This is a genomic window from Thauera sedimentorum (assembly GCF_014489115.1).
Taxonomy (GTDB): Bacteria; Pseudomonadota; Gammaproteobacteria; order Burkholderiales; family Rhodocyclaceae; genus Pseudothauera; species Pseudothauera sedimentorum.
In genome coordinates this window covers 1944138-1965465 of the sequence record NZ_JACTAH010000001.1, presented here as the reverse complement: position 1 = coordinate 1965465, position 21328 = coordinate 1944138, and the positions used below count along the sequence as shown (strand labels likewise).

At 68.8% G+C, this 21328-nt stretch carries 22 protein-coding genes and 1 riboswitch; of the genes, 7 read left to right on the top strand and 15 right to left on the bottom strand.

Annotation, left to right across the window (positions count from 1 at the left end; genetic code table 11):
• Window positions 1-16 precede the first annotated feature (16 nt).
• Window positions 17-859 carry an AAA family ATPase gene (locus IAI53_RS08965; protein ID WP_187717749.1) on the bottom strand — a complete coding sequence of 281 codons (843 nt, stop codon included), beginning with the start codon at window positions 857-859 and terminating at the stop codon, window positions 17-19.
• 84 nt (window positions 860-943) lie between these two features.
• Window positions 944-1039: riboswitch (yybP-ykoY riboswitch) on the top strand.
• A gap of 109 nt (window positions 1040-1148) precedes the next feature.
• Here IAI53_RS08965 and IAI53_RS08960 point away from each other — a divergent pair.
• The 3 genes from IAI53_RS08960 to IAI53_RS08950 all read left to right on the top strand — a co-directional run bounded on the left by IAI53_RS08960 (window position 1149) and on the right by IAI53_RS08950 (window position 2581).
• Entirely contained in the window at window positions 1149-1712 is a 564-nt protein-coding gene (locus IAI53_RS08960; protein ID WP_187717748.1) for a TMEM165/GDT1 family protein, read from the top strand.
• Window positions 1713-1888: 176 nt separating this feature from the next.
• Window positions 1889-2221: a c-type cytochrome gene (locus IAI53_RS08955; RefSeq protein WP_187717747.1), complete on the top strand. Its 333-nt coding sequence runs from the start codon at window positions 1889-1891 to the stop codon at window positions 2219-2221.
• A gap of 9 nt (window positions 2222-2230) precedes the next feature.
• The gene (locus IAI53_RS08950) at window positions 2231-2581 is read left to right on the top strand and encodes a c-type cytochrome (protein ID WP_225433198.1); all 351 of its coding nucleotides are present in this window, start codon (window positions 2231-2233) and stop codon (window positions 2579-2581) included.
• A 9-nt stretch (window positions 2582-2590) separates the two neighbouring features.
• Here the strand turns inward: IAI53_RS08950 and IAI53_RS08945 are convergent, their stop codons facing one another.
• Entirely contained in the window at window positions 2591-4498 is a 1908-nt protein-coding gene (locus IAI53_RS08945; RefSeq protein ID WP_187717746.1) for a M48 family metallopeptidase, read from the bottom strand.
• Window positions 4499-4511: 13 nt separating this feature from the next.
• Window positions 4512-5102 (bottom strand): LemA family protein, encoded by a 591-nt coding sequence (locus IAI53_RS08940; protein WP_187717745.1) that lies wholly within the window; start codon window positions 5100-5102, stop codon window positions 4512-4514.
• Window positions 5103-5224: 122 nt separating this feature from the next.
• Between IAI53_RS08940 and IAI53_RS08935 the strand changes: the two genes are divergently transcribed.
• Window positions 5225-5470, top strand: a complete 246-nt coding sequence (locus IAI53_RS08935; RefSeq protein ID WP_222948189.1) for a hypothetical protein — start codon at window positions 5225-5227, stop codon at window positions 5468-5470.
• Window positions 5471-5545: 75 nt separating this feature from the next.
• On the opposite strand, the gene IAI53_RS08930 is transcribed toward IAI53_RS08935, so the two are convergent.
• The 9 genes from IAI53_RS08930 to IAI53_RS08890 all read right to left on the bottom strand — a co-directional run bounded on the left by IAI53_RS08930 (window position 5546) and on the right by IAI53_RS08890 (window position 13140).
• Window positions 5546-5980, bottom strand: a complete 435-nt coding sequence (locus tag IAI53_RS08930) for a DUF1841 family protein (protein ID WP_187717744.1) — start codon at window positions 5978-5980, stop codon at window positions 5546-5548.
• An 18-nt stretch (window positions 5981-5998) separates the two neighbouring features.
• Window positions 5999-6631, bottom strand: a complete 633-nt coding sequence (gene nth / locus IAI53_RS08925) for an endonuclease III (protein ID WP_187718006.1) — start codon at window positions 6629-6631, stop codon at window positions 5999-6001.
• Between the two features lie 7 nt (window positions 6632-6638).
• A complete protein-coding gene (locus IAI53_RS08920; RefSeq protein WP_187717743.1) occupies window positions 6639-7352 on the bottom strand; it encodes an electron transport complex subunit E in 714 nt (237 codons plus the stop codon).
• 5 nt (window positions 7353-7357) lie between these two features.
• Window positions 7358-8032 (bottom strand): RnfABCDGE type electron transport complex subunit G, encoded by a 675-nt coding sequence (locus IAI53_RS08915; RefSeq protein ID WP_187717742.1) that lies wholly within the window; start codon window positions 8030-8032, stop codon window positions 7358-7360.
• Window positions 8029-9033, bottom strand: coding sequence for an RnfABCDGE type electron transport complex subunit D (locus IAI53_RS08910; RefSeq protein ID WP_187717741.1), 1005 nt, complete (start codon window positions 9031-9033; stop codon window positions 8029-8031). The genes IAI53_RS08915 and IAI53_RS08910 overlap by 4 nt, the downstream gene beginning before the upstream one ends.
• A 16-nt stretch (window positions 9034-9049) precedes the next feature.
• Complete coding sequence (gene rsxC / locus IAI53_RS08905) at window positions 9050-10783, bottom strand: electron transport complex subunit RsxC (RefSeq protein WP_187717740.1); 1734 nt, start codon at window positions 10781-10783, stop codon at window positions 9050-9052.
• Window positions 10780-11331, bottom strand: coding sequence for an electron transport complex subunit RsxB (gene rsxB / locus IAI53_RS08900; protein ID WP_187717739.1), 552 nt, complete (start codon window positions 11329-11331; stop codon window positions 10780-10782). The genes rsxC and rsxB overlap by 4 nt, the downstream gene beginning before the upstream one ends.
• Before the next feature lie 99 nt (window positions 11332-11430).
• The gene (rsxA, locus tag IAI53_RS08895; RefSeq protein WP_187717738.1) at window positions 11431-12015 is read right to left on the bottom strand and encodes an electron transport complex subunit RsxA; all 585 of its coding nucleotides are present in this window, start codon (window positions 12013-12015) and stop codon (window positions 11431-11433) included.
• 90 nt (window positions 12016-12105) lie between these two features.
• Window positions 12106-13140, bottom strand: a complete 1035-nt coding sequence (locus IAI53_RS08890) for a quinone-dependent dihydroorotate dehydrogenase (RefSeq protein WP_187717737.1) — start codon at window positions 13138-13140, stop codon at window positions 12106-12108.
• 333 nt (window positions 13141-13473) lie between these two features.
• Here IAI53_RS08890 and IAI53_RS08885 point away from each other — a divergent pair, with 333 nt between their 5' ends.
• Complete coding sequence (locus IAI53_RS08885) at window positions 13474-15558, top strand: ATP-dependent helicase (protein ID WP_187717736.1); 2085 nt, start codon at window positions 13474-13476, stop codon at window positions 15556-15558.
• 133 nt (window positions 15559-15691) lie between these two features.
• Here IAI53_RS08885 and IAI53_RS08880 read toward each other — a convergent pair whose 3' ends face one another.
• The 3 genes from IAI53_RS08880 to IAI53_RS08870 all read right to left on the bottom strand — a co-directional run bounded on the left by IAI53_RS08880 (window position 15692) and on the right by IAI53_RS08870 (window position 18328).
• Window positions 15692-16444, bottom strand: a complete 753-nt coding sequence (locus tag IAI53_RS08880; RefSeq protein ID WP_187717735.1) for an arginyltransferase — start codon at window positions 16442-16444, stop codon at window positions 15692-15694.
• A gap of 64 nt (window positions 16445-16508) precedes the next feature.
• Window positions 16509-17216, bottom strand: coding sequence for a leucyl/phenylalanyl-tRNA--protein transferase (aat, locus tag IAI53_RS08875; protein WP_187717734.1), 708 nt, complete (start codon window positions 17214-17216; stop codon window positions 16509-16511).
• Window positions 17213-18328 (bottom strand): ABC transporter ATP-binding protein, encoded by a 1116-nt coding sequence (locus IAI53_RS08870; RefSeq protein WP_187717733.1) that lies wholly within the window; start codon window positions 18326-18328, stop codon window positions 17213-17215. Before IAI53_RS08870 ends, aat begins: the two co-directional genes overlap by 4 nt.
• A gap of 228 nt (window positions 18329-18556) precedes the next feature.
• Between IAI53_RS08870 and IAI53_RS08865 the strand changes: the two genes are divergently transcribed.
• On the top strand, window positions 18557-20137 hold the full coding sequence (locus tag IAI53_RS08865; RefSeq protein ID WP_432813920.1) for an ABC transporter permease: 1581 nt from the start codon (window positions 18557-18559) through the stop codon (window positions 20135-20137).
• A 133-nt stretch (window positions 20138-20270) separates the two neighbouring features.
• The gene (locus IAI53_RS08860) at window positions 20271-21272 is read left to right on the top strand and encodes a cytochrome-c peroxidase (RefSeq protein ID WP_187717731.1); all 1002 of its coding nucleotides are present in this window, start codon (window positions 20271-20273) and stop codon (window positions 21270-21272) included.
• The last annotated feature ends 56 nt before the right edge of the window (window positions 21273-21328 follow it).

Here is a 21328-nt window from a genome sequence, read left to right as displayed (position 1 = left end):
GGCGCGGCGGCGCGCTTCAACGGTTTTGGCGCGCCATGTACACCAGCCGCTCGAAGAGGTGCAGGTCCTGCTCGTTTTTCAGCAGCGCGCCGGCCAGCGGCGGTACGACCTCCTTGTTGTCGCGGCTCTTCAGCGCCTCGGGCGGGATGTCCTCGGCCATCAGCAGCTTCAGCCAGTCGAGCAGTTCCGAGGTGGACGGCTTCTTCTTCAGTCCGGGCACCTCGCGCAGGCCGAAGAACACCTCCAGCGCCTCGGCGAGCAGGGTCTTCTTGAGGCCGGGGAAGTGCACGTCCACGATGGCCTGCATGGTGTCGCGGTCGGGGAACTTGATGTAGTGGAAGAAGCAGCGCCGCAGGAAGGCGTCCGGCAGCTCCTTCTCGTTGTTGGAGGTGATGAACACCAGCGGGCGGTGGCGCGCGCGCACCGTCTGGCGGGTCTCGTACACATGGAACTCCATGCGGTCGAGCTCGCGCAGCAGGTCGTTGGGAAACTCGATGTCGGCCTTGTCGATCTCGTCGATCAGCACCACGGTCGGGGTGTCGGCCTCGAAGGCCTGCCACAGCACGCCCTTGACGATGTAGTTGGCGATGTCCTTGACGCGGTCGTCGCCCAGTTGCGAATCGCGCAGGCGGGACACCGCATCGTACTCGTAGAGACCCTGCTGGGCCTTGGTGGTGGACTTGATATGCCACTGCAGCAGCGGCAGGCCGAGGGCGCGCGCGACCTCCTCCGCCAGCATGGTCTTGCCGGTGCCCGGTTCGCCCTTGATCAGCAGGGGGCGCTGCAGGGTGATGGCGGCATTGACCGCCAGCATCAGGTCGGGGGTGGCGACGTAGTCCTGGGTGCCTTCGAAACGCATGTCGATTTCCTTGCAGTGACTCAGCGATTATAGGTGGGCACGGCCCTGCTGCGTTGCGGCGCGCTTCGCACTTGCGTAGAATCCGCCCCCGTCATCGGGGAGTAGCCGCCCGGCATCGCGACCGGGGCCCGCATCAACAGACTTGTCCGCAAGGACATGGTGCAGGCAGCAGACACGCGCGCATCGCGCCGTGCACGGCCTGGCGAGACCTTTGACCGTGCCGCCCCGCAAGGGCCGGGGGCGTGGCGCGGTCATCGGTTTTCATTGCCGGCCCGGAGCACTCCCGTCCATGGACGCCTTCCTCGTATCCACCGGCATCGTCGCGCTCGCCGAGATCGGCGACAAGACCCAATTGCTGTCCTTCGTGCTGGCGGCGCGCTTCCGCAAGCCCTGGCCCATCATTGCCGGCATCCTCGTTGCCACGCTCGCCAACCACGCCTTTGCCGCGGCGGTCGGCGCCTGGGTGACCACCGTCCTCGGGCCCGACGTGCTGCGCTGGGTGCTGGGCCTGTCCTTCGTCGCCATGGCGCTGTGGATCATGGTGCCCGACAAGCTGGACGAGGAAGAGGTGCGTCCGCTGCGCTTCGGTGTGTTCGGCACCACCCTGGTGGCCTTCTTCCTCGCCGAGATGGGCGACAAGACCCAGGTGGCCACGGTTGCGCTGGCGGCGCAGTACGGGGATTTCGCCATGGTGGTGGCCGGCACCACGCTGGGCATGATGATCGCCAACGTGCCGGCGGTGCTGGTCGGCGGGCGGCTGGCCGAGCGGCTTCCGGTGCGCCTGGTGCACGGCATCGCCGCGCTCATCTTTCTGGTCCTGGGCGTGGCCGCCTTGCTGGGTTTCGGTGGCTGATGACCGCGCGTAAGGGTTTGTCCCGATTCGGGAATCGTTTGCGTTCGGCATCCGCAGCGGCATAAAATCGGCCGAAAAAAGAAGGCGCCCGGGCAACAAGTCCAAACAAGTCCGGCGCACGACCGGCAAGCGCTTTTCCAGCAGTGCCTGTATTCCGACCCAACGGAGGAGACACCATGCAGGGACGGAGCTTCATTCTTGCAAGCGTGCTGGCCATCGCCGCCGGCACCGCCCTGGCGGACAGCGGCCCGCCCAAGGGCGACGCGGAAGCGGCCCGCAGCAAGATTTCCATGTGCATCGGCTGCCACGGCATTCCCGGCTACCGCACCACCTTTCCCGATGTCTATCCGGTGCCCAAGCTAGGCGGGCAACACCCGGAGTACATCGTCCGCGCGCTGCAGGCCTACAAGGACGGCGAGCGCAGCCATCCCACCATGCGCGGCATCGCCGAGAGCCTGAGCGAGCAGGACATGGCCGACCTCGCCGCGTACTACGGCACTGCAAGGTAGGAGAGGGCGATGCGAGCGAGCAATCCGAACACCCTGTTCCGCATGCTGCCGCTGGCCCTGGCCGCCAGTGCACTGCTGGTGGGCGGGCCGGCGCTGGCGGGCGGCGACCCGGCCCGCGGGCAGGAGAAGTCCGCGGTGTGTGCCGCCTGCCACGGGCCGGACGGCAACAGCCCGTCGCCGGAATTTCCGCGCATCGGCGGGCAGCATGAGGACTACCTGTTCCAGGCCCTGCGCGCCTACCAGCTGGGCACCCGCAAGAATCCGATCATGGCCGCCCAGGTCGAGGCGCTCTCGCGCCAGGATCTGCGCGACCTGGCGGCCTGGTACGCCAGCCAGCAGGGCTTGTACCTCAAGCGCTGAACCGCTGCATCAGTCTGCGGAGACCGGCGGCAGCGGCGGTAGCGGGCAGTCCAGCGCCTCGCCGACCGTGCGCAGCAGTTCGTACTCTTCCGGCGCGACCTGCCCGTCGTGCAGCACGGCGGCGGCGCAGGCTTCCAGCAGGCGCTTGCGGAACGGCGGCGAGCTGGCGGCGAGGCGCTCGAGCGCTGCGTCGATGCGGGCCGGGCCAATGTCCGCGGCGCCCAGCAGGGGGTAGGGGCCGTCCAGCGGGGCAAGGCCGGCAGCGCGGGTGAAGGCTGCCTCGACATCGAACTCGGTCCGGTGCCCGGCGCGTGCCAGCAGGCTGAACAGCACGCCGCAATCGTCCTTCAGGCGGCCCGGTGTGGCCAGGGCGGCAGGACGCAGCCCGCTGCGGCGTCCCTGCAGCGCCACGCGCAGCAGACGCTGCAGCGCGTATTCGAACAGCGACACCCGGCCGTCGGCACGCACCAGTGCGTCGGTGGTGGCGAGCAGGGCGCGGTGGGCTTCGCCGGACAGCTCCTTAAGCGCCGGCAGGGCAAGATCCAGCAGAGGCAGGCGCAGGGCTGCGCCGGCCGTCACGACCGCGGCCCGCAAGGCCGCGCTGCGGTCGGCAAGGGCCGGACCCTGCACCGCGCGCACCTCGTCGAGCTGCTTGTGCGCGATGCCGGCGTCGGCCGACAGCAGCAATGCGAATACCAGCGCCTGGGCGTCGCCGGGGCGGTGAGCGGCGTCGTGCAGGGCCGGCGGCAGCGCGGCGAGCAGATGGCGGGCGTAGTCCATGTGCGCGGGCAGGACCGTGCCGGCCGTGGCCGCGAAGCCCTCCGCCGACAGCCGCTGCGGACCGGCAAGGCCGGCGAGCCCGGCAACGGGCGTTCCGTCCGCCATGCCCGAGCCGTCGTCGTACTCGGTGGTCTCTGGAAGGGGGGCGGGGGGCGGCATCTCGCCGGGCTCGAAGGCCGGGTCGATGCGGCGGATGCGGTCCTCGATCGGTGGATGGGTGGCGAACATGCGCGACAGCGCCAGCCCGCTGCCGAAGAACATGTGGCTCGCTTCCTCCGCGCGCGGATGGCGGATCTCCGAGCCGTAGCCGGCGATGCGCTTGAGCGCCCCGGCGATCCCGGACGGATTGCGGGTGAACTGCACCGCCGCGGCGTCGGCGAGATATTCGCGCTGGCGCGAGACCGCCGCCTTGATGAGCTTGCCGAACAGCACGCCGATGTAGCCGACCACCACCAGCACCAGACCCATCAGCAGCAGCGGTGCGGCGCCCTTGTCCGAGCCGCGTGCGCCGCGCAGCAGGATGCGGCCGATGATGGTGAGCAGCAGGATGCCGTGCAGCACGCCCATCAGGCGCAGGTTGAGGCGCATGTCGCCGTTGAGGATGTGGCTGAACTCGTGCGCGATCACGCCCTGCAGCTCGTCGCGCGACAGCGCCTCCAGCGTGCCGCGGGTGACCGCGACCACCCCCTCGGTGGTGCCGCTGCCCGCGGCGAAGGCGTTGATGCCCTGTTCGGCGTCGAGGATGTAGACCGGCGGCGCCGGCAGGCCGGCGGCAATCGCCATCTCGTCCACCACGTTGATCAGGCGGCGCTCCAGCGGGTCGTGGCTGTCGCGGGCCACCAGCCGCCCGCCCAGCGCTTCGGCCACCGCCGCGCCGCCGCCGCTGGCGAGCGCGATGATCTTGTACAGCGAACCGAGCAGGATGAAGCCGCCGACCACCACCGCGGTGGCGAGGAGCAGGTCGGGCTGCCACAGCGAGGGCGGCGGCGCGCCCGGCGGCGGGCTCTCACCCAGGCCGAGCGCGAAGGCGAGCGCCAGGTAGATGACCAGCACGATCGCCACCACGGCCGCGGCGAACCAGCCCACCAGCTGGCGGCTGGTGCGCCGGGCGTGGTCCTGCGCGGCGAAGAAATCCATTGCCGGCAGCCGCCTAGTTGAAGCTCACCTTCACCGGCTGGCGCGCCGCGGTGTCTTCCATGGTCCATTGCTCGGCCGGCTTGAAGCCGAAGTTGTTGGCCACCAGCGAGTCGGGGAACTGCTCGCGCTTGATGTTGTAGGTGGTCACCGCGTCGTTGTAGGCCTGGCGGGAGAAGGCGATGCGGTTCTCGGTGGAGGCCAGCTCTTCCTGCAACTGCGCCATGTTCTGGTTGGCCTTGAGGTCCGGGTAGGCTTCGGCCAGGGCGAAGAAGCGGCCGAGCGCGCCGCCCAGGACGTTTTCGGCGCCCATCAGGGCCTGCATCGCCGCAGCATCGCCCGGGTCGCCCTCGGCGCGGCGGGCGGCGGACTGGGCCTGGTTGCGCGCCTGGATGACCGCTTCCAGGGTGTCGCGCTCGTGCTGCATGTAGCCCTTGGCGGTCTCCACCAGGTTGGGAATCAGGTCGTAGCGGCGCTGCAACTGCACGTCGATCTGCGAGAAGGCGTTCTTGACGCGGTTGCGCAGGGCGACCAGGCCGTTGTAGATGACGACGAGGTAGCCGACGAGGACGACGAGAATGGCGATGACGATCCAGGAGGTGGACATGCCGCAGGTCTCCGCAGGGTTTTCGGGAAACCGCATGCTACCGTGGAATGACGCGCGGAAACAGCGCATCGGCATGAGCACGCGGGGCGCTTGAAGCGCAGCGGCCCTGGACCTAAGCTTGCGTGAACACCGTCAGCCCGCGCTCCGCCATGTTCAGCGTCCGATTTCCGTCCGCCTCCCGCTTGCTGCTGCTCGGCGCCCTGCTGCTGTCGCTGGGTGCAGCGGCCGCGCCGGCACCGTGGTACCTGTGGCGCAGCAAGGTCGATGGCGCCCTGTACTGCGCCCAGGTGTCGCCCGGACCGGGCTGGGAGCGGGTGCGCGGGCCGTTTCGCGACCTGCGCTGCGAGTGGCCGCTGAAGGGGCGTTGAGCCGCTGCGGTTCCGGGCTGTGTGAGCAGGCTTGCCCGCGATGCGGCGTTCATGTTCCCGCAGGCCGGATCGCGGCTAGGCCGGCGCACCCGCGCGCCGGCGCAGACATTCCAGGTAGGCTGCGCCGTCCGGCGGGGCGTTGTTGCGCTGGGCGTTGAACACCGTTTCGCCCAGGCATTCCAGCACCTCGTGCAGGGCGGCGTGGCGGTCGCCGCGGCGCAGTTGCAGGGTGGCTACCGCGGCGCGGATGCCGGGCGGCTGGTCGATGGAGAGCTGTTCCTCGATCGCCAGGTGCAGCGACAGGTGCAGGAAGGGATTGACCTGCCCGTCGTCCGGGCTGAACTCGCGGCCGACCGCCTCCGGGTCTTCCAGCACGCGGTGGTACTCCGGGTGCAGGCCGATGATGTCGACCGCCATCGATTCCAGCGCGGTCAGCGGCTCGGCGGCGCGCTGCTTGCGCCAGGCCTCGATGAAGAAGTTGCGCACCTGCTCGCGCGAGGGATTGAACATGGTTTCGGTCTCCGGCGTTCAGGCGGTCTTGTCGCGGAATTCGCACAGGTCGCGCACGATGCAGGCGGCGCAGTTGGGCTTGCGCGCGGTGCATACGTAGCGCCCGTGCAGGATCAGCCAGTGGTGGGCGTCCTTCAGGTAGTCCTTGGGCACGCGGTGCATCAGCGCCTGCTCGACGGCCAGCACGTCCTTGCCGGGCGCCAGCCCGGTGCGGTTGGATAGGCGGAAGATGTGGGTGTCCACCGCCATCACCGGGTCGCCGAACACGGTGTTGAGCACCACGTTGGCGGTCTTGCGGCCGACCCCGGGCAGGGCCTCCAGTGCGGCGCGGTCGTGCGGCACTTCGCCGCCGTGGCGTTCCAGCAGCTGGCGCGACAGCGCCACGGTGTTCCTGGCCTTGTTGCGGAACAGGCCGATGGTCTTGATGTGCTCGGCCACGCCTTCTTCACCCAGGGTGATCATCGCCTCCGGGGTCGGGGCGGCGGCGAACAGCTTGCGGGTGGCGAGGTTCACGCTCTTGTCGGTGGCCTGCGCCGAGAGCACCACCGCCACCAGCAGCTGGTAGGGCGTGCCGTACTCGAGCTCGGTGGTGGGGTGGGGGTTGGCCTCGGCGAGCCGGCGGAAGAACTCGCGGATGGCCTCGCGCTTCATCATGCGTTCAACCGGCGGCAGGCGCTTCGGCAGGCTTGTCGGCGGGGGTTTCGGCGGCCGCTGGCTGCGGCCGTGCGCGGTGGCGCGCGGCGGCGCGCTGATTGATCCAGTTGAACAGAGCGATCAGCACGCCGAGGGCGAAGAAGGCCCCCGGCGGCAGGATGGCGATCAGGAAGCCGGGGTAGCCCTCGCCGAAGAGGTGAATGGCAGACAGGCCCGGGAAGATCATGTCGATGCCCGAGAACAGCGTGCCGCTGCCGATCAGTTCGCGCACGCCGCCCAGCACCGCCAGCACCCACACCAGGCCGACGCCCATCATCACGCCGTCTATCGTCGAACTGACCGGGTCGTTCTTGGCCGCGTAGGCTTCCACCCGGGCGAGCACGATGCAGTTGGTGACGATCAGCGGGATGAAGATGCCCAGCACCAGGTAGAGCCCGTGGAAATAGGCGTTGAAGGCGAGATCCACCATGGTCACCAGCGCGGCGATGATGAGGATGAACACCGGGATGCGGATCTCGTAGGGGATGAAGTTGCGCAGGCTGGCCACCGCCAGGTTGGCCACCGCCATCACCAGGATGGTCGCCAGCCCCAGGCTGACCGCATTGACCATGCTGGTGCTGATCGCCAGGATCGGGCACAGGCCGAGCAGCTGCACCAGGCCGGGGTTCTGCTTCCAGATGCCGTTCCAGGCGTTTTCGCGGAATCTCTGCATGTCCATCGCAATCACTCCTCGGCAGCCAGCACGCTGCCCGGGGCGGCGGCGAACAGGTCGTCGCGCCGCGCCACCGCAAAGCCGAGCGCGCGTCCGGTGGCATTGGTCACCGCGCGGGCACTGATGGTGGCGCCGGTGCGGGCGTCGAACACCCCGCCGTCGCGCTTGACCTTCCACACCGCCGGATCGACCTGCGCGAAGGCGATGCCGGCGAACTGGCCGATCCACGGCCGCTCCTTGTTGCGGTCCTTCTTCGGGTCGATGTAGTCGCCCAGGCCCGGGGTTTCCTTGTGGCGGGTGACGCGCACGCCGGAGATCCGCCCATCGGTGGTGACCGCGAGGACGAGGTCGATGTTTCCGGCGTAGCCGTCGTGCGCGACCGCCTCGAGCACCAGCGCCACCGGCTCGCCGGCCTTGCGCGCGCGATAGGCCACGCCGCCGTTGTCCAGGCCGAGCGCGGGGGTGGGGCCGAGCTTCACCACGTCTTCGAGCAGTGCGTTGTCGTAGCTGCCGGCGGGCAGCACCTCGTTGATCAGGCGCATCTTTTCTTCCAGCTCGGAGGCCTCGATGGCCGGGCGGGTGAGCTGGTAGGTGAAGGCCATGGCTGCGGTGAACAGCAGGCTGAACACCAGCATGATGGCCGCGGTGCGCAGCGAGGTGCGCGCTGCCGTATAGCGCGCGCTCATGGCTTTTCCTCGCGATGGCCGAAGACGCGGGGCTGGGTCTTCATGTCGATCAGCGGCACGCACATGTTCATCAGCAGTACCGCGAAGGCGATGCCTTCCGGGTAGGCGCCGAAGTTGCGGATCAGGTAGGCGATGATCGCCACCCCGGCGGCGAACAGCAGCTTGCCGCGCGGCGTGGTGGCGCCGGAGATCGGGTCGGTGACGATGAAGAAGGCCGCCAGCATGGCGCCGCCGCTGGCCAGGTGGAACAGGGGGGAGGCGAACTGTTCGGGATGCACCAGCCAGAACAGGCCGGCGATGGTCGCCAGCGCAACGATGAAGGCGGTGGGCATGTGCCAGGTGATGACGCCGCGCGCCAGCAGGAAGAGCCCGCCGACCAGGTAGCCGCCCGCCACCCACTCCCAGCCGCGTCCGCCGAGTGCGCCGAAGGCCTTCTGCTGCAGCAGGGTGGCGACGTCGGCCTCGCCCACCCGCAGGCCGGTGCGCAGGGCGTCCAGTGCGGTGGCGCCGGTGATGGCGTCCAGGTTGCGCGCGCCGCCGAGGATGAGGTCGAGCTGGGTGGCGAAGTCGAGCTGGCCGGCCGGCGGCCACTGCGACATCAGCGCCGGGTAGGCGACGATCATCGTGCAGTAGGCGACCATCGCCGGGTTGAAGGGGTTCTGCCCCAGGCCGCCATACAGGTGCTTGGCGCCGACGATGGCCACCAGCACCGCCAGCGTGGTGACCCACCAGGGCACGATGGTCGGGAAGCACAGCACCACCAGCCAGGCGGTGACCACCGCCGACAGGTCGCCGAGCGAGAGCATCACCGGACGCTTGCGCAGGCGCAGCATCAGCGCCTCGGCCGCCAGTGCCACCGTGGTGGCGATGGCGAGGTTCACCAGGATGCCGGCGCCCACCTGCCAGACGTAGGCGGCGATGCCGGGCACCAGCGCGAGCAGCACGGTGAACATCACCTGCTGCACGCTGGCCGGTTTGCGGATGTAGGGGGAGTGGATCATCGCGTCGGAAGACCGGTCATGCGTCGCGCGTGGACGCGGCGGGTTTGTCGTCGGGGGCGGCCGGGGCGGCGGGCGCTGCGTCCGGCGCCGGCTCCGCGCCCTCGGCCAGGCCGAGCGCCTGGCGGCGGCGGTCGATCTCGGCGATCTCGGCCTGCGTTTCGGCGCTCAGGCCGTCGGTGTTCTTCGGCTCGCTGGCGGCCTTCTGCGCCTTGGCGCGCGCCAGGGCGGCGGCGATCAGCGCCTTCTTGGGGTCTTCCTCGGCAGCCGGTGCGGCGGCCGCGGCGCCTTCGCCCGCAGCGGGCTGCTCGGCCAGCTTGGCGCGCGTCTCGGCGGCCTTGGCGGCGAGCTTGGCGGCCTTCTCCTCCTTCTCGCGCTCCTGGCGCCAGTTGCGGAACTCGAAGCGCTCGCGGGCCTGGTCGGCGGCGTTCTTCTCGCGTTCGCGCGACCAGATCTCGCTCTTGGAGAAACGGAAGTAGTCGACCAGCGGAATGTGCGAGGGGCATACGTAGGCGCAGCAGCCGCACTCGATGCAGTCGAACAGGTTGTATTCCTGCGCCTTGCCGAAGTTCTTGGCGCGCGAGTGCCAGTACAGCTCGAAGGGTTGAAGCTCGGCCGGGCAGGCGCGCGCGCAGGCGCCGCAGCGAATGCAGGCCTGCTCGGGCGGCGGCGTGGGGAAGAGCTTCTGGGAGGCGGAGATCAGGCAGTTGGTGGCCTTGACCACCGGCACGTCGAGTGCCGGCAGGGCGAAGCCCATCATCGGCCCGCCCATGATGATGCGGTCGGTGTCGGCGCGGCGCGGGCCGGCGAGCGGCAGCAGGTCTTCGATCGGCGTGCCGATCAGCACCTCGTAGTTGCCGGGCTGGTCCACGTTGCCGGTGAGGGTGAGCACGCGGCTCACCAGCGGCTCGCCGAAGCTCATCGCGCGGTACACCGCGTGCGCGGTGCCGACGTTGAAGCACTGCACGCCGAACTCGCCGCCCAGGCGACCGTAGGGGATCTCGATGCCGGTCAGCACGCGGATCAGCTGCTTTTCGCCGCCGGCCGGGTAGAGCGCGGGGATGGGCACCACTTCGATGCCGGTGCCCATCGCCTCGGCCGCGGTGCGCATCGCGGCGATGGCTTCGGGCTTGTTGTCCTCGATGCCGACCACCAGGCGCGGCGCGCCGATCAGCTCGCGCAGGATCTGCGCGCCGGTGAGGATGTCCGCGGCGCGCTCGCGCATCAGGCGGTCGTCGCAGGTGATCCAGGGTTCGCATTCGGCGCCGTTGAGGATCAGCACCTCGATGCCGGTGCCGGTGCCGAGCTTGATGTGGCTGGGGAAGGTGGCGCCGCCCAGGCCGACGATGCCGCAGTCGCGCAGGTGGGCGAGGGCCTCGTCGCGCGAGCGCTCCTTCCAGTCGAAGGGGCCGTGTTCGATCCAGCGCTCCTCGCCGTCCGGCTCGATGACCACCGACAGCGTGTCCAGCCCCGAGGGGTGAGGCATGTGGTGCTCGACGACCTCGAGCACGGTGCCCGAGGTGGGCGCATGCACCGCGGTGCCGAGCACGCCTTCCGGGGCGCCGATGCGCTCGCCCTTCAGCACCTTCTGGCCCGGCACGACCAGGCATTCCGAAGTGGCGCGCGTGCTCTGGCGCAGCGGAACCACCAGTCGCGAAGGGATGGGCGCGGGGCGGATGGGGCTGCCGGCCGACTCGTTCTTGTGGGCGTCGGGCTTGATGCCGCCGTGGAAACCGAACAGACGCGCGATCATGCGATCTTCCTGAGCTCGACCACCGGGTACTTCCACTTCCAGTTCTCCACGGTCTCGGGCAGCGGCTCCATGGTGATGCAATCGACCGGGCAGGGCGCCACGCACAGCTCGCAGCCGGTGCACAGCGGCGCCACCACGGTGTGCATCTGCTTGGCCGCGCCGACGATGGCATCCACCGGGCAGGCCTGGATGCACAGCGTGCAACCGATGCAGGTCTGCTCGTCGATGAAGGCCACCGACTTGGGCTTCTCCACGCCGTGCTCTTCCGAGAGCGGCTTGAACTCGCGGCCGAGCAGGTCGGCCAGCTTGCGGATGCCTTCCTCGCCGCCCGGCGGGCACTGGTTGATGTCGGCCTCGCCGTTGGCCACCGCCTGGGCGTAGGGCTTGCAGCCGGGGTAGCCGCACTGGCCGCACTGGGTCTGCGGCAGGATGGCGTCGATCTTCTCGACCAGCGGGTCGCCCTCCACCTTGAAGCGGATCGACGCGTAGCCGAGCGTGGCGCCCAGCACGACGGCGATTCCGGCCATGATCAGGAGTGCGGTCAGCATGCGGTCAGCGGAGGTGGGTTGGGGGCAAAGGGGCGAAGAATAAGGGAAAGCGAATGTTGTTCTTTTGCGTCAGATCAGGACTTGCGCACGGCGCTCCGCCTACTGGAAGCGGTCCAGTCCGGCGAAGCCCATGAAGGCCAGGCTCATGAAGCCGGCGGTGATCATCGCGATCGCCGTGCCCTTGAAGGGCAGCGGCACGTCGGCGCCGTCCAGGCGCTCGCGGATGCCGGCGAACAGCACCAGCGCCATGGTGAAGCCCACCGAGGAGCCGAAGCCGAACAGCAGGGATTCGAGCAGGTTGTGGTTGAGGCCGACGTTGAGCAGCGGCACGCCGAGCACCGCGCAGTTGGTGGTGATCAGCGGCAGGTAGATGCCCAGCACCTGGTGCAGCAGCGGGCTGGTCTTCTGGATGACCAGTTCGGTGAACTGCACGATGGCGGCGATCACCACGATGAAGGACAGGGTGCGCAGGTAGGCGAGATCGAAAGGCTGCAGCAGGTAGTGGTCGATCAGGTAGCTGGTGCCCGCGCCCAGGGTGAGCACGAAGGTGGTCGCCGCGCCCATGCCGATCGCGGTCTCCAGCTTCTTGGACACGCCCATGAACGGACACAGGCCCAGGATGCGGATGAACACCACGTTGTTGACCAGGACCGCGCCGATGACGACGAAGATGTAGCTGCTCATGACTCGCTAACCACGTGTAATCGCGGGATTATCCCCTGCTGCACTGCGGCGCTCAACCCTGACAGGGGAATAGGCTTATGAACGCCGGCTCTATGCAGCGGCCGGCGCGGGCGGGGACATGCCGTCGGTGGCGCGCACGCATTCGCGCACCAGGCCAGGGCCGCGGTAGATCAGCCCGCTGTAGAGCTGCACCAGGGTGGCGCCGGCTTCCAGCTTGGCGCGCGCGGTGCGTCCGTTGGTCACGCCGCCGGCGGCGATGATCGGCAGTTCCCCGGCCAGCGCGGCGGCGAGCTTGACCACCACCGCGGTGGAGGCCTCGAATACCGGCGCACCGGAGAGGCCGCCCTGCTGCTCGGCAAAGCGCACGCCCTGCACCTTGTCGCGCGCGATCGTGGTGTTGGTGGCGATCACCCCGTCGATGCGGTGGCGGCGCAGCGCGTCGGCGATGTTGGTGATCTGCGCGTCGTCCAGGTCCGGGGCGATCTTCAGCGTCATCGGCACGTAGCGCCCGTGGGTGTCGGCCAGGCGGGTCTGTGCGGCCTTGAGCTTCGCCAAAAGGTCGTCGAGTTCGGATTCGCCCTGCAGCTGGCGCAGGTTCGCGGTGTTGGGCGAGGAGATGTTCACCGTGACATAGCTCGCCAGCGCATAGACCTTCTCCAGGCAGGCGAGGTAGTCGTCGGCGGCGTTCTCGATCGGCGTATCGAAGTTCTTGCCGATGTTGATGCCGAGGATGCCGCTGAACTTGGCCGCCTTGACGTTGGCCACCAGCGCATCCACGCCGTGGTTGTTGAAGCCCATGCGGTTGATGATGCCCTGCACCTCCGGCAGGCGGAACAGGCGCGGGCGCGGGTTGCCGGGCTGCGGGCGCGGGGTGATGGTGCCGATCTCGATGAAGCCGAAGCCCATGCGCGCCAGACCGTCGATGGCCTCGCCGTTCTTGTCCAGACCGGCGGCCAGGCCGATGCGGTTGGGGAAGTTCAGGCCCATCACCTGTACCGGCGCGGCCGGTTCCGGGCGGCCGGCGGGCAAGGCGCGGCCGGCAACATTCAGGGTGGCGAGGGTGAATTCGTGGGCGGTTTCCGCATCGAGCGAAAACAGCAGCGGGCGGGCGATGTCGTAGAGCATCGGCGGATTCTACCTTCGTATGAACCTAAAAACCGCAGTTGACCGCTTGTTGACGTTCAGGAAGCCTGATGAACACAGTGTTGTCAGCCTTCGTCCAGCCTCACCGCTCGGGTGAGTGCACTACGCACCCGATTGCACGCCTGGCGGGCCGCCTGGCTGCGTTGCTCCTCATTGCAGGGAATGACCATGCGGCTTTGTCGCGCCTTGCCAGACAGCCCGCCAGACGCACACTCGGACGCGTCCAACTGCGGTTTTCAGGTTGAAGGCCAGTTGTGCGCCGCACGACGCTCGCGGGCTATCGCCGGTGTGCGATGACTGGATAGAATTACAGCCATGAATACCCATGCCGCTCCCCATGCCGCGTCCGCCTGGCTCGATGAACTCAATCCCGCCCAGCGCGAGGCGGTCATGCACGGCATCGGCGTCGATGCCCCGTCGCCGCTGCTGATCATCGCCGGGGCCGGGTCCGGCAAGACCAGCACGCTGGCGCACCGGGTGGCGAACCTGATCCTGCACGGCGCCGACCCGGCGCGCATCCTGCTGCTGACCTTCTCGCGCCGCGCCGCGGACGAGATGGGCCGGCGGGTGCGGCGCATCCTCGGGCGGGCTGCGGCCGAGCATCCCTGGCTCGCGCAGGCCTCCCTGGAGTGGTCCGGCACCTTCCACGGCATCGGCGCGCGCCTGCTGCGCGAGCACGCCGGGCGCATCGGCCTGGACCCGGCCTTCACCATCCACGACCGCGAGGACTCGGCCGACCTGATGAATCTCGCGCGCCACGAGGCCGGCCTGTCCACCCGCGAGCGGCGCTTTCCGCTCAAGGGCACCTGTCTGGCGATCTACTCCGCCGCGGTGAACACCGGTGCGCCGCTCGCCGAGGTGCTGCAGTCCACCTTCCCGTGGTGCGCCGAGTGGGAGGCGGAACTCAAGGCGCTGTTCCGCGCCTATGTGGCCGCCAAGCAGGCCCAGCAGGTGCTCGACTACGACGACCTGCTGCTCTACTGGGCGCACATGATGGCCGAGTCCGCGCTGGCCGCCGAGGTCGGCGAGCAGTTCCGGCACGTGCTGGTGGACGAATACCAGGACACCAACCCGCTGCAGGCGAGAATCCTGCTGGCGATGAAGCCGGACGGCCGCGGGCTCACCGTGGTGGGCGACGACGCGCAGGCGATCTATGCCTTTCGCGGCGCCACGGTGCGCAACATCCTGGATTTTCCCGCGCACTTCGACCCGCCGGCGCAGCGCGTGACCCTGGAGCGCAACTACCGCTCCACCCAGCCCATCCTCGCTGCGGCCAACGCGGTGATCGCCCAGGCCAGCGAGCGCTACGCCAAGGAGTTGTGGAGTGCTCGAGAATCCGACGCCCGCCCGCAGCTGGTGAGCGTGCGCGACGACGCAGAGCAGGCCGCCTTCGTGGTCGAGCGCGTGCTGGCGCGGCGCGAGGAGGGCATCAAGCTCAAGCAGCAGGCGGTGCTGTTCCGCGCAGCCAGCCACAGCGCGCGCCTGGAGATGGAGCTCACCCGGCGCAACATCCCCTTCGTGAAGTTCGGCGGGCTCAAGTTCCTCGAAGCCGCCCACGTCAAGGACGTGCTCGCGCTGCTGCGCTGGACCGAGAACCTGCGCGACCGGGTGTCGGGCTTTCGCGTGCTGCAACTGCTGGCCGGCATCGGTCCCAAGAGCGCGGCGCGCGTGCTGGACAACCTCGCCGCTGCGCCGGCCGGTTGCGAGCTGCTCGCCGAGCAGCCGGTGCCGGAGGCCGCGCGTGCGGGCTGGACGGAGTTTGCCGCGCTGCTCGACCGCCTGCGCGCGGCCGACGCCGCCTGGCCGGCGAGCTTCGAGCTGGCCTGCCGCTGGTACGAGGGCGAGATGCCGCGCCTCTACGACGACGCCGCGGTGCGCCAGGGCGATATCGCCCAGCTCGCGCGCATCGCCGCCACCTATCCGAGTCGGCAGCGCTTTCTCACCGAACTCACCCTGGACCCGCCCAGCGCCACCAGCGACGAGGCCGGCATGCCGCTGCTCGACGAGGACTACCTGATCCTGTCCACCATGCACTCGGCCAAGGGCCAGGAATGGCGCGCGGTAACGGTGTTGAACGTGGTCGACGGCTGCATCCCGTCGGACATCGCCACCCGCAGCAGCGTGGAGATCGACGAGGAGCGCCGCCTGCTCTACGTGGCCATGACGCGCGCCAAGGACCACCTCGAGCTGGTCGTGCCGCAGCGCTTCTACGTCACCGGCCAGCAAGGCCTGGGCGACCGCCATGTGTACGCCGGGCGCACCCGCTTCATCTCCAACCGCATGCTCGGCCACTTCGAGCAGCGCTCCTGGCCGCCCCCGCCGCCGGAACTGCGCGGCACGCCGGATTCACGCCAGGCGGCGCTGGATCTGGCGGCGAAGATGCGCGGGATGTGGGATTGAATCGCGGGCCGGGTGGCGGGAATCGGCCCGGGAGGGCGTGTAGGAGCGGCCTTGGCCGCGATGCGGCGTCCGTATATCCGCGCGCCGCATCGCGGGCAAGCCCGCTCCTACGGGAGGTTTTCCCGTGTTCCGTTTACCCCGCCGGCGGACCGGGAAACTCGTCGACGAAGTCCTCGAACGGGCGCCATTCGCCGCGTACCCGGCCTTCCAGGGCGCTGAAGCGCGCCTTGTAGGCCATCTTCGGGCTCTCGCCGATCCAGTAGCCGAGATACACATAGGGCAGGCGCAGCCGGCGGCAGGCCTCGATCTGCCACAGGATGCCGTAGGTGCCGTAGCTGGCATGCGCGACCTGCGGGTCGTAGAAGGTATAGACGCTGGACAGGCCGTCGGTGAGGCGGTCGATCACGCTGATCATGCGCAACACGCCCTGCTCGCGAAATTCCACCAGACGCGTGTCCACATGGCTCTGCAGCAGGAAGTGGGCGTACTGCTCGCGGTTGTCCTGGTCCATGCCGCCGCCGGCGTGCCGCGCGTTCTGGTAGTGCTGGTAGAGCGCGTAATGCTCTTCCTGGAAGGCGAGCGGGCGCTCGGTGGCGGTCAGCGTCGCATGCCTTTGTGCCGCGCGGCGCTGGCTGCGGTCCGGGCGGAAGCGGTTGACCGCCACCCGTACCGGCACGCAGGCGCGGCAGTTGTCGCAATAGGGGCGGTAGGTGAAGGTGCCGCTGCGGCGAAAGCCGTTGCGCACCAGTTCGCTGTAGATGTGCGGGTCGATCAGGTGGCCGGGGGTGGCGACCTGCGAACGGGCCAGGCGGTCGGGCAGGTAGGAGCACGCGTAGGGCGCCGTGGCGTAGAACTGGATCAGCGCATACGGGTAGTCTTTCTGCATGCTCGTCTCCCCGGGCTGGCGGGCTCTCCGGCGCCCTGGTCTCTCTGTAGGGTGGCCGGCGTCTTCAGCGCCAATCCATGCCTTGCGCCGCATCTGCCGGCCATCGGCCGGTCGGCGGGCCTTCGTGCGTCCAGGTGGCCAGGCCCCGGCTGAAGTCGCTGCGGGAGACCTCCCGTGCGCCCATCGACAGCAGATGCTGCGTTGTCATCTGGCAATCTATCACGGCGTAATCGCGCATCTCAAGGAAGCGCGCGAGGTGCGCGAGCGCGACCTTGGAGGCGTCCGATTGCCGGCTGAACATGGATTCGCCGAAGAAGGCGCGCCCCAGCGCCATGCCATACAGGCCGCCGACCAGCCTGCCGTCCGACCAGCTTTCGACACTGTGGGCGTAGCCCAGTTCATGCATGCGCAGGTAGGCCGCCTGCATTTCCGCGGTGATCCAGGTGCCGCCGCCCGGTTCGCGCGGCGCGGCGCAGGCCGCCATGACCTCGGCAAAGGCGGTGTCCAGGCGGATCTCGAAGCGCCCCTGGCGCAGGGTCTTCCTCAGCGAGCGGGTGATGCGGATCTCGCCCGGGAACAGCACCAGGCGCGGGTCCGGGCTCCACCACAGGATGGGCTCGCCCGGGCTGTACCAGGGAAAGATGCCGCGACGGTAGGCGGCCAGCAGCCATTCGGGGCCCAGCTCGCCGCCGGCCGCGATCAGGCCTTCGGGCTCCCTCAGCGCGCGCTCGACCGGCGGGAAGGCCGGCCGGTCGAACAGCCAGGGGATCATGAAATGATCTGCACCAGACCCTGGTCCTGCACGCTGGCCGGTTCGGGCGTGTCTTCATGGAAGGTCACCACGTGGTCCACGTCCAGGCGGATGCCGATGGCTTCGCCGAGGGCGTGGTTGTGGTGGCTGGGCACCAGCGACAGCACCCGGGTGCCGCTGGGCAGTTCCAGGGTGTACAGGATGTCGGCGCCGCGGAAGGCCTTCTTGACCACCCGCGCCTTCATCGGGCTGGCGTCGTCATGCACGATGTCGTCCGGACGCAGCAGCACCTCGACCTGGCACTTGCGGCTGCAGCCGCCGCAGCCGATGCCGCATTCCACCGGTACCGCGCTGTTGAGCGTGCCCAGTTCGACCTGGACCTGGCGGTCGTTGAGCACGGTGCCGTGCATCAGCACGCCCTGGCCGATGAAGTCTGCCACGAAGCGGTTGTGCGGGCGGTGGTAGAGGTTGTAGGGCGTGTCCCACTGCTGGATGCGCCCCTCGTTCATGATGCCGATCTCGTCGGCGACCGCGAAGGCCTCGTGCTGGTCGTGGGTGACCAGGATGGCGGTGGTGCCGGTGGCCTTGATGATGTCGCGCACCTCGTAGGACAGGCGCTCGCGCAGGTCCACGTCGAGGTTGGAGAAGGGCTCGTCGAGCAGCAGCAGGGCGGGGCGGGGGGCCAGGGCACGCGCCAGCGCCACGCGCTGCTGCTGGCCGCCGGACATTTCGTGCGGATACTTGGCGCCCTGGTCGGCCAGGCCGACGATGCCGAGCAGTTCGTCGACCCGGGCTCGGCGGGCCTCGGGAGCCGCGCCGCGCAGGCCGAAGCCGACGTTCTCGGCCACGGTCAGGTGGGGAAACAGCGCGTAGTCCTGGAACACCATGCCGATGCGCCGGCGCTCGGGCGGCAGGTGCTGGTCGCGGCTGCTCACCACCTGGCCGTCGAGCCGGATCTCGCCGGCGGCCACGCGCTCGAAGCCGGCGATGCAGCGCAGTACGGTGGTCTTGCCGCAGCCCGATGGCCCCAGCAGGCAGCCGATACGCCCCTTCTCAAGGCTCAGGCCGAGCTTGCGCACCACGCGGTGGGCGCCGAAGGCGAGGTCGATGTCGGTAAGCTGCAGGTGGGACATTTCGGTATCCGGAGTGAACGGACAGGATGGAATTGATTATTGCACTGCGGCAATCCAAATGCGATCAATTATAATTTTCGCCATAGACGAATTGCCGCAGGCACGGACGGGAGCGTAATGGACATCGTGCAAGGAGTGAAGGCAGGCCGACCGGGGATCGCGCTGCGCGTGCGCCGGTACTGGTCCACGCTCACCGTGGTGGCGGTGCTGATCGCCGCGCTGATCTCCATGCCGGTGCTGTCGGTATTCTCCAACGTGCTGGTGGGCGGCACCTCGGCGACCTGGGCGCACCTGGCCGACACCGTGCTGGGCGAGTTCCTGCGCAACACGGTGATCCTGTGCATCGGCGCCGGGCTTGGCGTGGCCAGCATCGGCGTGACCACCGCCTGGCTGACCACCATGCACGACTTCCCCGGGCGGCGCTTCTTCGAGTGGGCGCTGGTGCTTCCGCTGGCGGTGCCGGCCTACGTGATGGCCTATGTCTACACGGACACCCTGCAGTTCGTCGGCCCGGTGCAGACCTGGCTGCGCGAACTGTTCGGCTGGCGCGCGGGGGATTACTGGTTTCCCGACGTGCGTTCGGTGGGCGGCGCGGTGGCGATGTTCATGTTCGTGCTCTACCCCTACGTCTACATGCTGGTGCGCACCGCCTTCCTCGAGCGCGCCTCGGGCATGCTGGAAGCCGGGCGCTCGCTGGGGCTGGGACCGTGGGGCAGTTTCTTCCGCGTGTCGCTGCCGCTGGCCCGCCCCGCGGTGGTCGCCGGCACCGCGCTGGCGCTGATGGAGACCCTGGCCGACTTCGGCACGGTGGCCTATTTCGGCGTGCAGACCTTCACCACCGGCATCTACCGGGCGTGGTTCTCGCTGGGCGACCGCATCGCCGCGGCGCAGTTGTCCGCCTCGCTGCTCGCCTTCGTCATCCTGGTGCTGCTGCTCGAACGCGCCAGCCGTGGGCGGGCGCGCTTCAACAACACCTCGCGCAGCGCCGCACGGCCGGTGCGCAAGCGGCTGTCGCCGGCAGCCGGTGCGTTGGCCGCCTTTGCCTGCTTCATGCCCCTGTTCCTCGGTTTTCTGCTGCCGGGCTTCCTGCTGCTGAAGATGGCCCTGGTCGAGGGCGATGCGCAGTTCGGCGCGCGCTTCATCGACCTGGCGCGCAACAGCTTCGTGCTCGCCGCGGTCACCGCCGTGCTGGCCGTGGTGCTGGCGGTGCTGCTGGCCTACGCGGCGCGCCTGGCGCGCAGCCGCCTGCCTGAGATGCTCAACCGCATCGTCGCCTTGGGCTATGCGGTGCCGGGCTCGGTGATCGCGGTGGGCGTGCTGATCCCGGTGACCCGGCTGGACAACCAGATCGCCGCGGCCTGGGAGGCGGCCTTCGGGGTCAATCCCGGGCTGGTGCTGACCGGCGGCATCGCCGCGCTGGTGTATGCCTACCTGAGCCGCTTCCTGACTGTGGCGCTGCATTCGGTGGAGTCCAGCCTGGGCAAGATCACCCCCAACATGGACGATGCCTCGCGCAGCATGGGCTACGGCAAGTGGGCCACGCTGGGGCGGGTGCATGTGCCCATCCTGCGCGGCAGCCTGCTCACCGCCGGCCTGCTGGTGTTCGTGGACGTGATGAAGGAGCTGCCGGCCACGCTGGTGATGCGTCCCTTCAACTTCGACACCCTGGCCACCCAGGCGCATACGCTGGCCGCCGACGAGCGCCTGACCGAAGCCTCCACCGCGGCGCTGACCATCGTCGCCGTCGGCCTGCTGCCGATGTTCATCATCTCGCGCCAGATCGTGCGCGGCGAGCGCGTCAGCACCTGATCAGGCAGCCCGCCGACCGCGGTCGGCCGTCATTATCTGATCGGCGTGTTTGTTGACCGGGATCAAATTGCGACCTTTTCCGGGGTTTAGACTGCGTCCAAAGTTTGAACCACGATGAAGGGGAGCAACAAAGATGAAACGTACCATCCTGCCCGTTGCCGTTGCGCTGTTGTCCGGCCTTGCCGCCCAGACCGCCCAGGCCGCCATGGACGAACCGATCCAGGTGATCCGTCCGCCGCAGAACATCAACCTCGGCATGGTCGAACTGGGCAAGAAGCTCTACTTCGATCCGCGCCTGTCCAAGTCCGGCTTCATCTCCTGCAATTCCTGTCACAACCTGTCGATGGGCGGTACCGACAACATCCCGACCTCGATCGGCGACAAGTGGCAGCAGGGTCCGATCAACGCGCCCACCGTGCTCAACTCCAGTCTCAACGTGGCGCAGTTCTGGGACGGCCGCGCGGCCGACCTGAAGGAGCAGGCCGGCGGCCCGATCGCCAATCCGGGCGAGATGGCCTTCAGCCACACCCTGGCCATCGACGTGCTCGAGTCCATCCCCGGCTATGTGCGTGAGTTCAAGCAGGTGTTCGGCTCCGACAAGATCGACATCGACCAGGTGACCAACGCGATCGCCGAATTCGAGAAGACCCTGGTGACGCCGAACTCGCGCTTCGACCAGTGGCTGCTCGGCAAGAAGGACGCGCTCAACGCCACCGAGCTGGCCGGCTATCAGCTGTTCAAGAACAGCGGCTGCGTGGCCTGCCACAACGGCGAAGCCGTGGGCGGCAACTCCTTCCAGAAGATGGGCGTGGTCGAGCCGTACAAGGCCTCCAGCCCGGCGGAAGGCCGCTCGGCGGTGACCGGCAAGGACGCCGATCGCTTCAACTTCAAGGTGCCGACGCTGCGCAACGTGGAAATGACCTACCCGTACTTCCACGACGGTGCGGCCAACACCCTGACCGAAGCGGTGGACATCATGGGTCGCCTGCAGCTGGGCAAGAAGTTCACCAAGGAAGAGAACGCGCAGATCGTCGCCTTCCTGAAGACCCTGACCGGCGATCAGCCGAGCTTCACCCTGCCGATCCTGCCGCCGTCCTCGGACAGCACGCCGCGTCCGCAGCCCTTCGGCAAGTAAGACGCTCGCATCCGCAGCAATGACGAACGGGGGCCGATGGCCCCCGTTTCACATGG

Excerpts from the sequence above, each read along its gene's own strand:
- IAI53_RS08965 (WP_187717749.1), bottom strand. The coding sequence starts at position 859 with ATGCGTTTCGAAGGCACCCAGGACTACGTCGCCACCCCCGACCTGATG.
- IAI53_RS08960 (WP_187717748.1), top strand. The coding sequence starts at position 1,149 with ATGGACGCCTTCCTCGTATCCACCGGCATCGTCGCGCTCGCCGAGATC.
- IAI53_RS08955 (WP_187717747.1), top strand. The coding sequence starts at position 1,889 with ATGCAGGGACGGAGCTTCATTCTTGCAAGCGTGCTGGCCATCGCCGCC.
- IAI53_RS08950 (WP_225433198.1), top strand. The coding sequence starts at position 2,231 with ATGCGAGCGAGCAATCCGAACACCCTGTTCCGCATGCTGCCGCTGGCC.
- IAI53_RS08945 (WP_187717746.1), bottom strand. The coding sequence starts at position 4,498 with ATGGATTTCTTCGCCGCGCAGGACCACGCCCGGCGCACCAGCCGCCAG.
- IAI53_RS08940 (WP_187717745.1), bottom strand. The coding sequence starts at position 5,102 with ATGTCCACCTCCTGGATCGTCATCGCCATTCTCGTCGTCCTCGTCGGC.
- IAI53_RS08930 (WP_187717744.1), bottom strand. The coding sequence starts at position 5,980 with ATGTTCAATCCCTCGCGCGAGCAGGTGCGCAACTTCTTCATCGAGGCC.
- nth (WP_187718006.1), bottom strand. The coding sequence starts at position 6,631 with ATGAAGCGCGAGGCCATCCGCGAGTTCTTCCGCCGGCTCGCCGAGGCC.
- IAI53_RS08920 (WP_187717743.1), bottom strand. The coding sequence starts at position 7,352 with ATGGACATGCAGAGATTCCGCGAAAACGCCTGGAACGGCATCTGGAAG.
- IAI53_RS08915 (WP_187717742.1), bottom strand. The coding sequence starts at position 8,032 with ATGAGCGCGCGCTATACGGCAGCGCGCACCTCGCTGCGCACCGCGGCC.
- IAI53_RS08910 (WP_187717741.1), bottom strand. The coding sequence starts at position 9,033 with ATGATCCACTCCCCCTACATCCGCAAACCGGCCAGCGTGCAGCAGGTG.
- rsxC (WP_187717740.1), bottom strand. The coding sequence starts at position 10,783 with ATGATCGCGCGTCTGTTCGGTTTCCACGGCGGCATCAAGCCCGACGCC.
- rsxB (WP_187717739.1), bottom strand. The coding sequence starts at position 11,331 with ATGCTGACCGCACTCCTGATCATGGCCGGAATCGCCGTCGTGCTGGGC.
- rsxA (WP_187717738.1), bottom strand. The coding sequence starts at position 12,015 with ATGAGCAGCTACATCTTCGTCGTCATCGGCGCGGTCCTGGTCAACAAC.
- IAI53_RS08890 (WP_187717737.1), bottom strand. The coding sequence starts at position 13,140 with ATGCTCTACGACATCGCCCGCCCGCTGCTGTTTTCGCTCGATGCGGAA.
- IAI53_RS08885 (WP_187717736.1), top strand. The coding sequence starts at position 13,474 with ATGAATACCCATGCCGCTCCCCATGCCGCGTCCGCCTGGCTCGATGAA.
- IAI53_RS08880 (WP_187717735.1), bottom strand. The coding sequence starts at position 16,444 with ATGCAGAAAGACTACCCGTATGCGCTGATCCAGTTCTACGCCACGGCG.
- aat (WP_187717734.1), bottom strand. The coding sequence starts at position 17,216 with ATGATCCCCTGGCTGTTCGACCGGCCGGCCTTCCCGCCGGTCGAGCGC.
- IAI53_RS08870 (WP_187717733.1), bottom strand. The coding sequence starts at position 18,328 with ATGTCCCACCTGCAGCTTACCGACATCGACCTCGCCTTCGGCGCCCAC.
- IAI53_RS08865 (WP_432813920.1), top strand. The coding sequence starts at position 18,557 with ATGCCGGTGCTGTCGGTATTCTCCAACGTGCTGGTGGGCGGCACCTCG.
- IAI53_RS08860 (WP_187717731.1), top strand. The coding sequence starts at position 20,271 with ATGAAACGTACCATCCTGCCCGTTGCCGTTGCGCTGTTGTCCGGCCTT.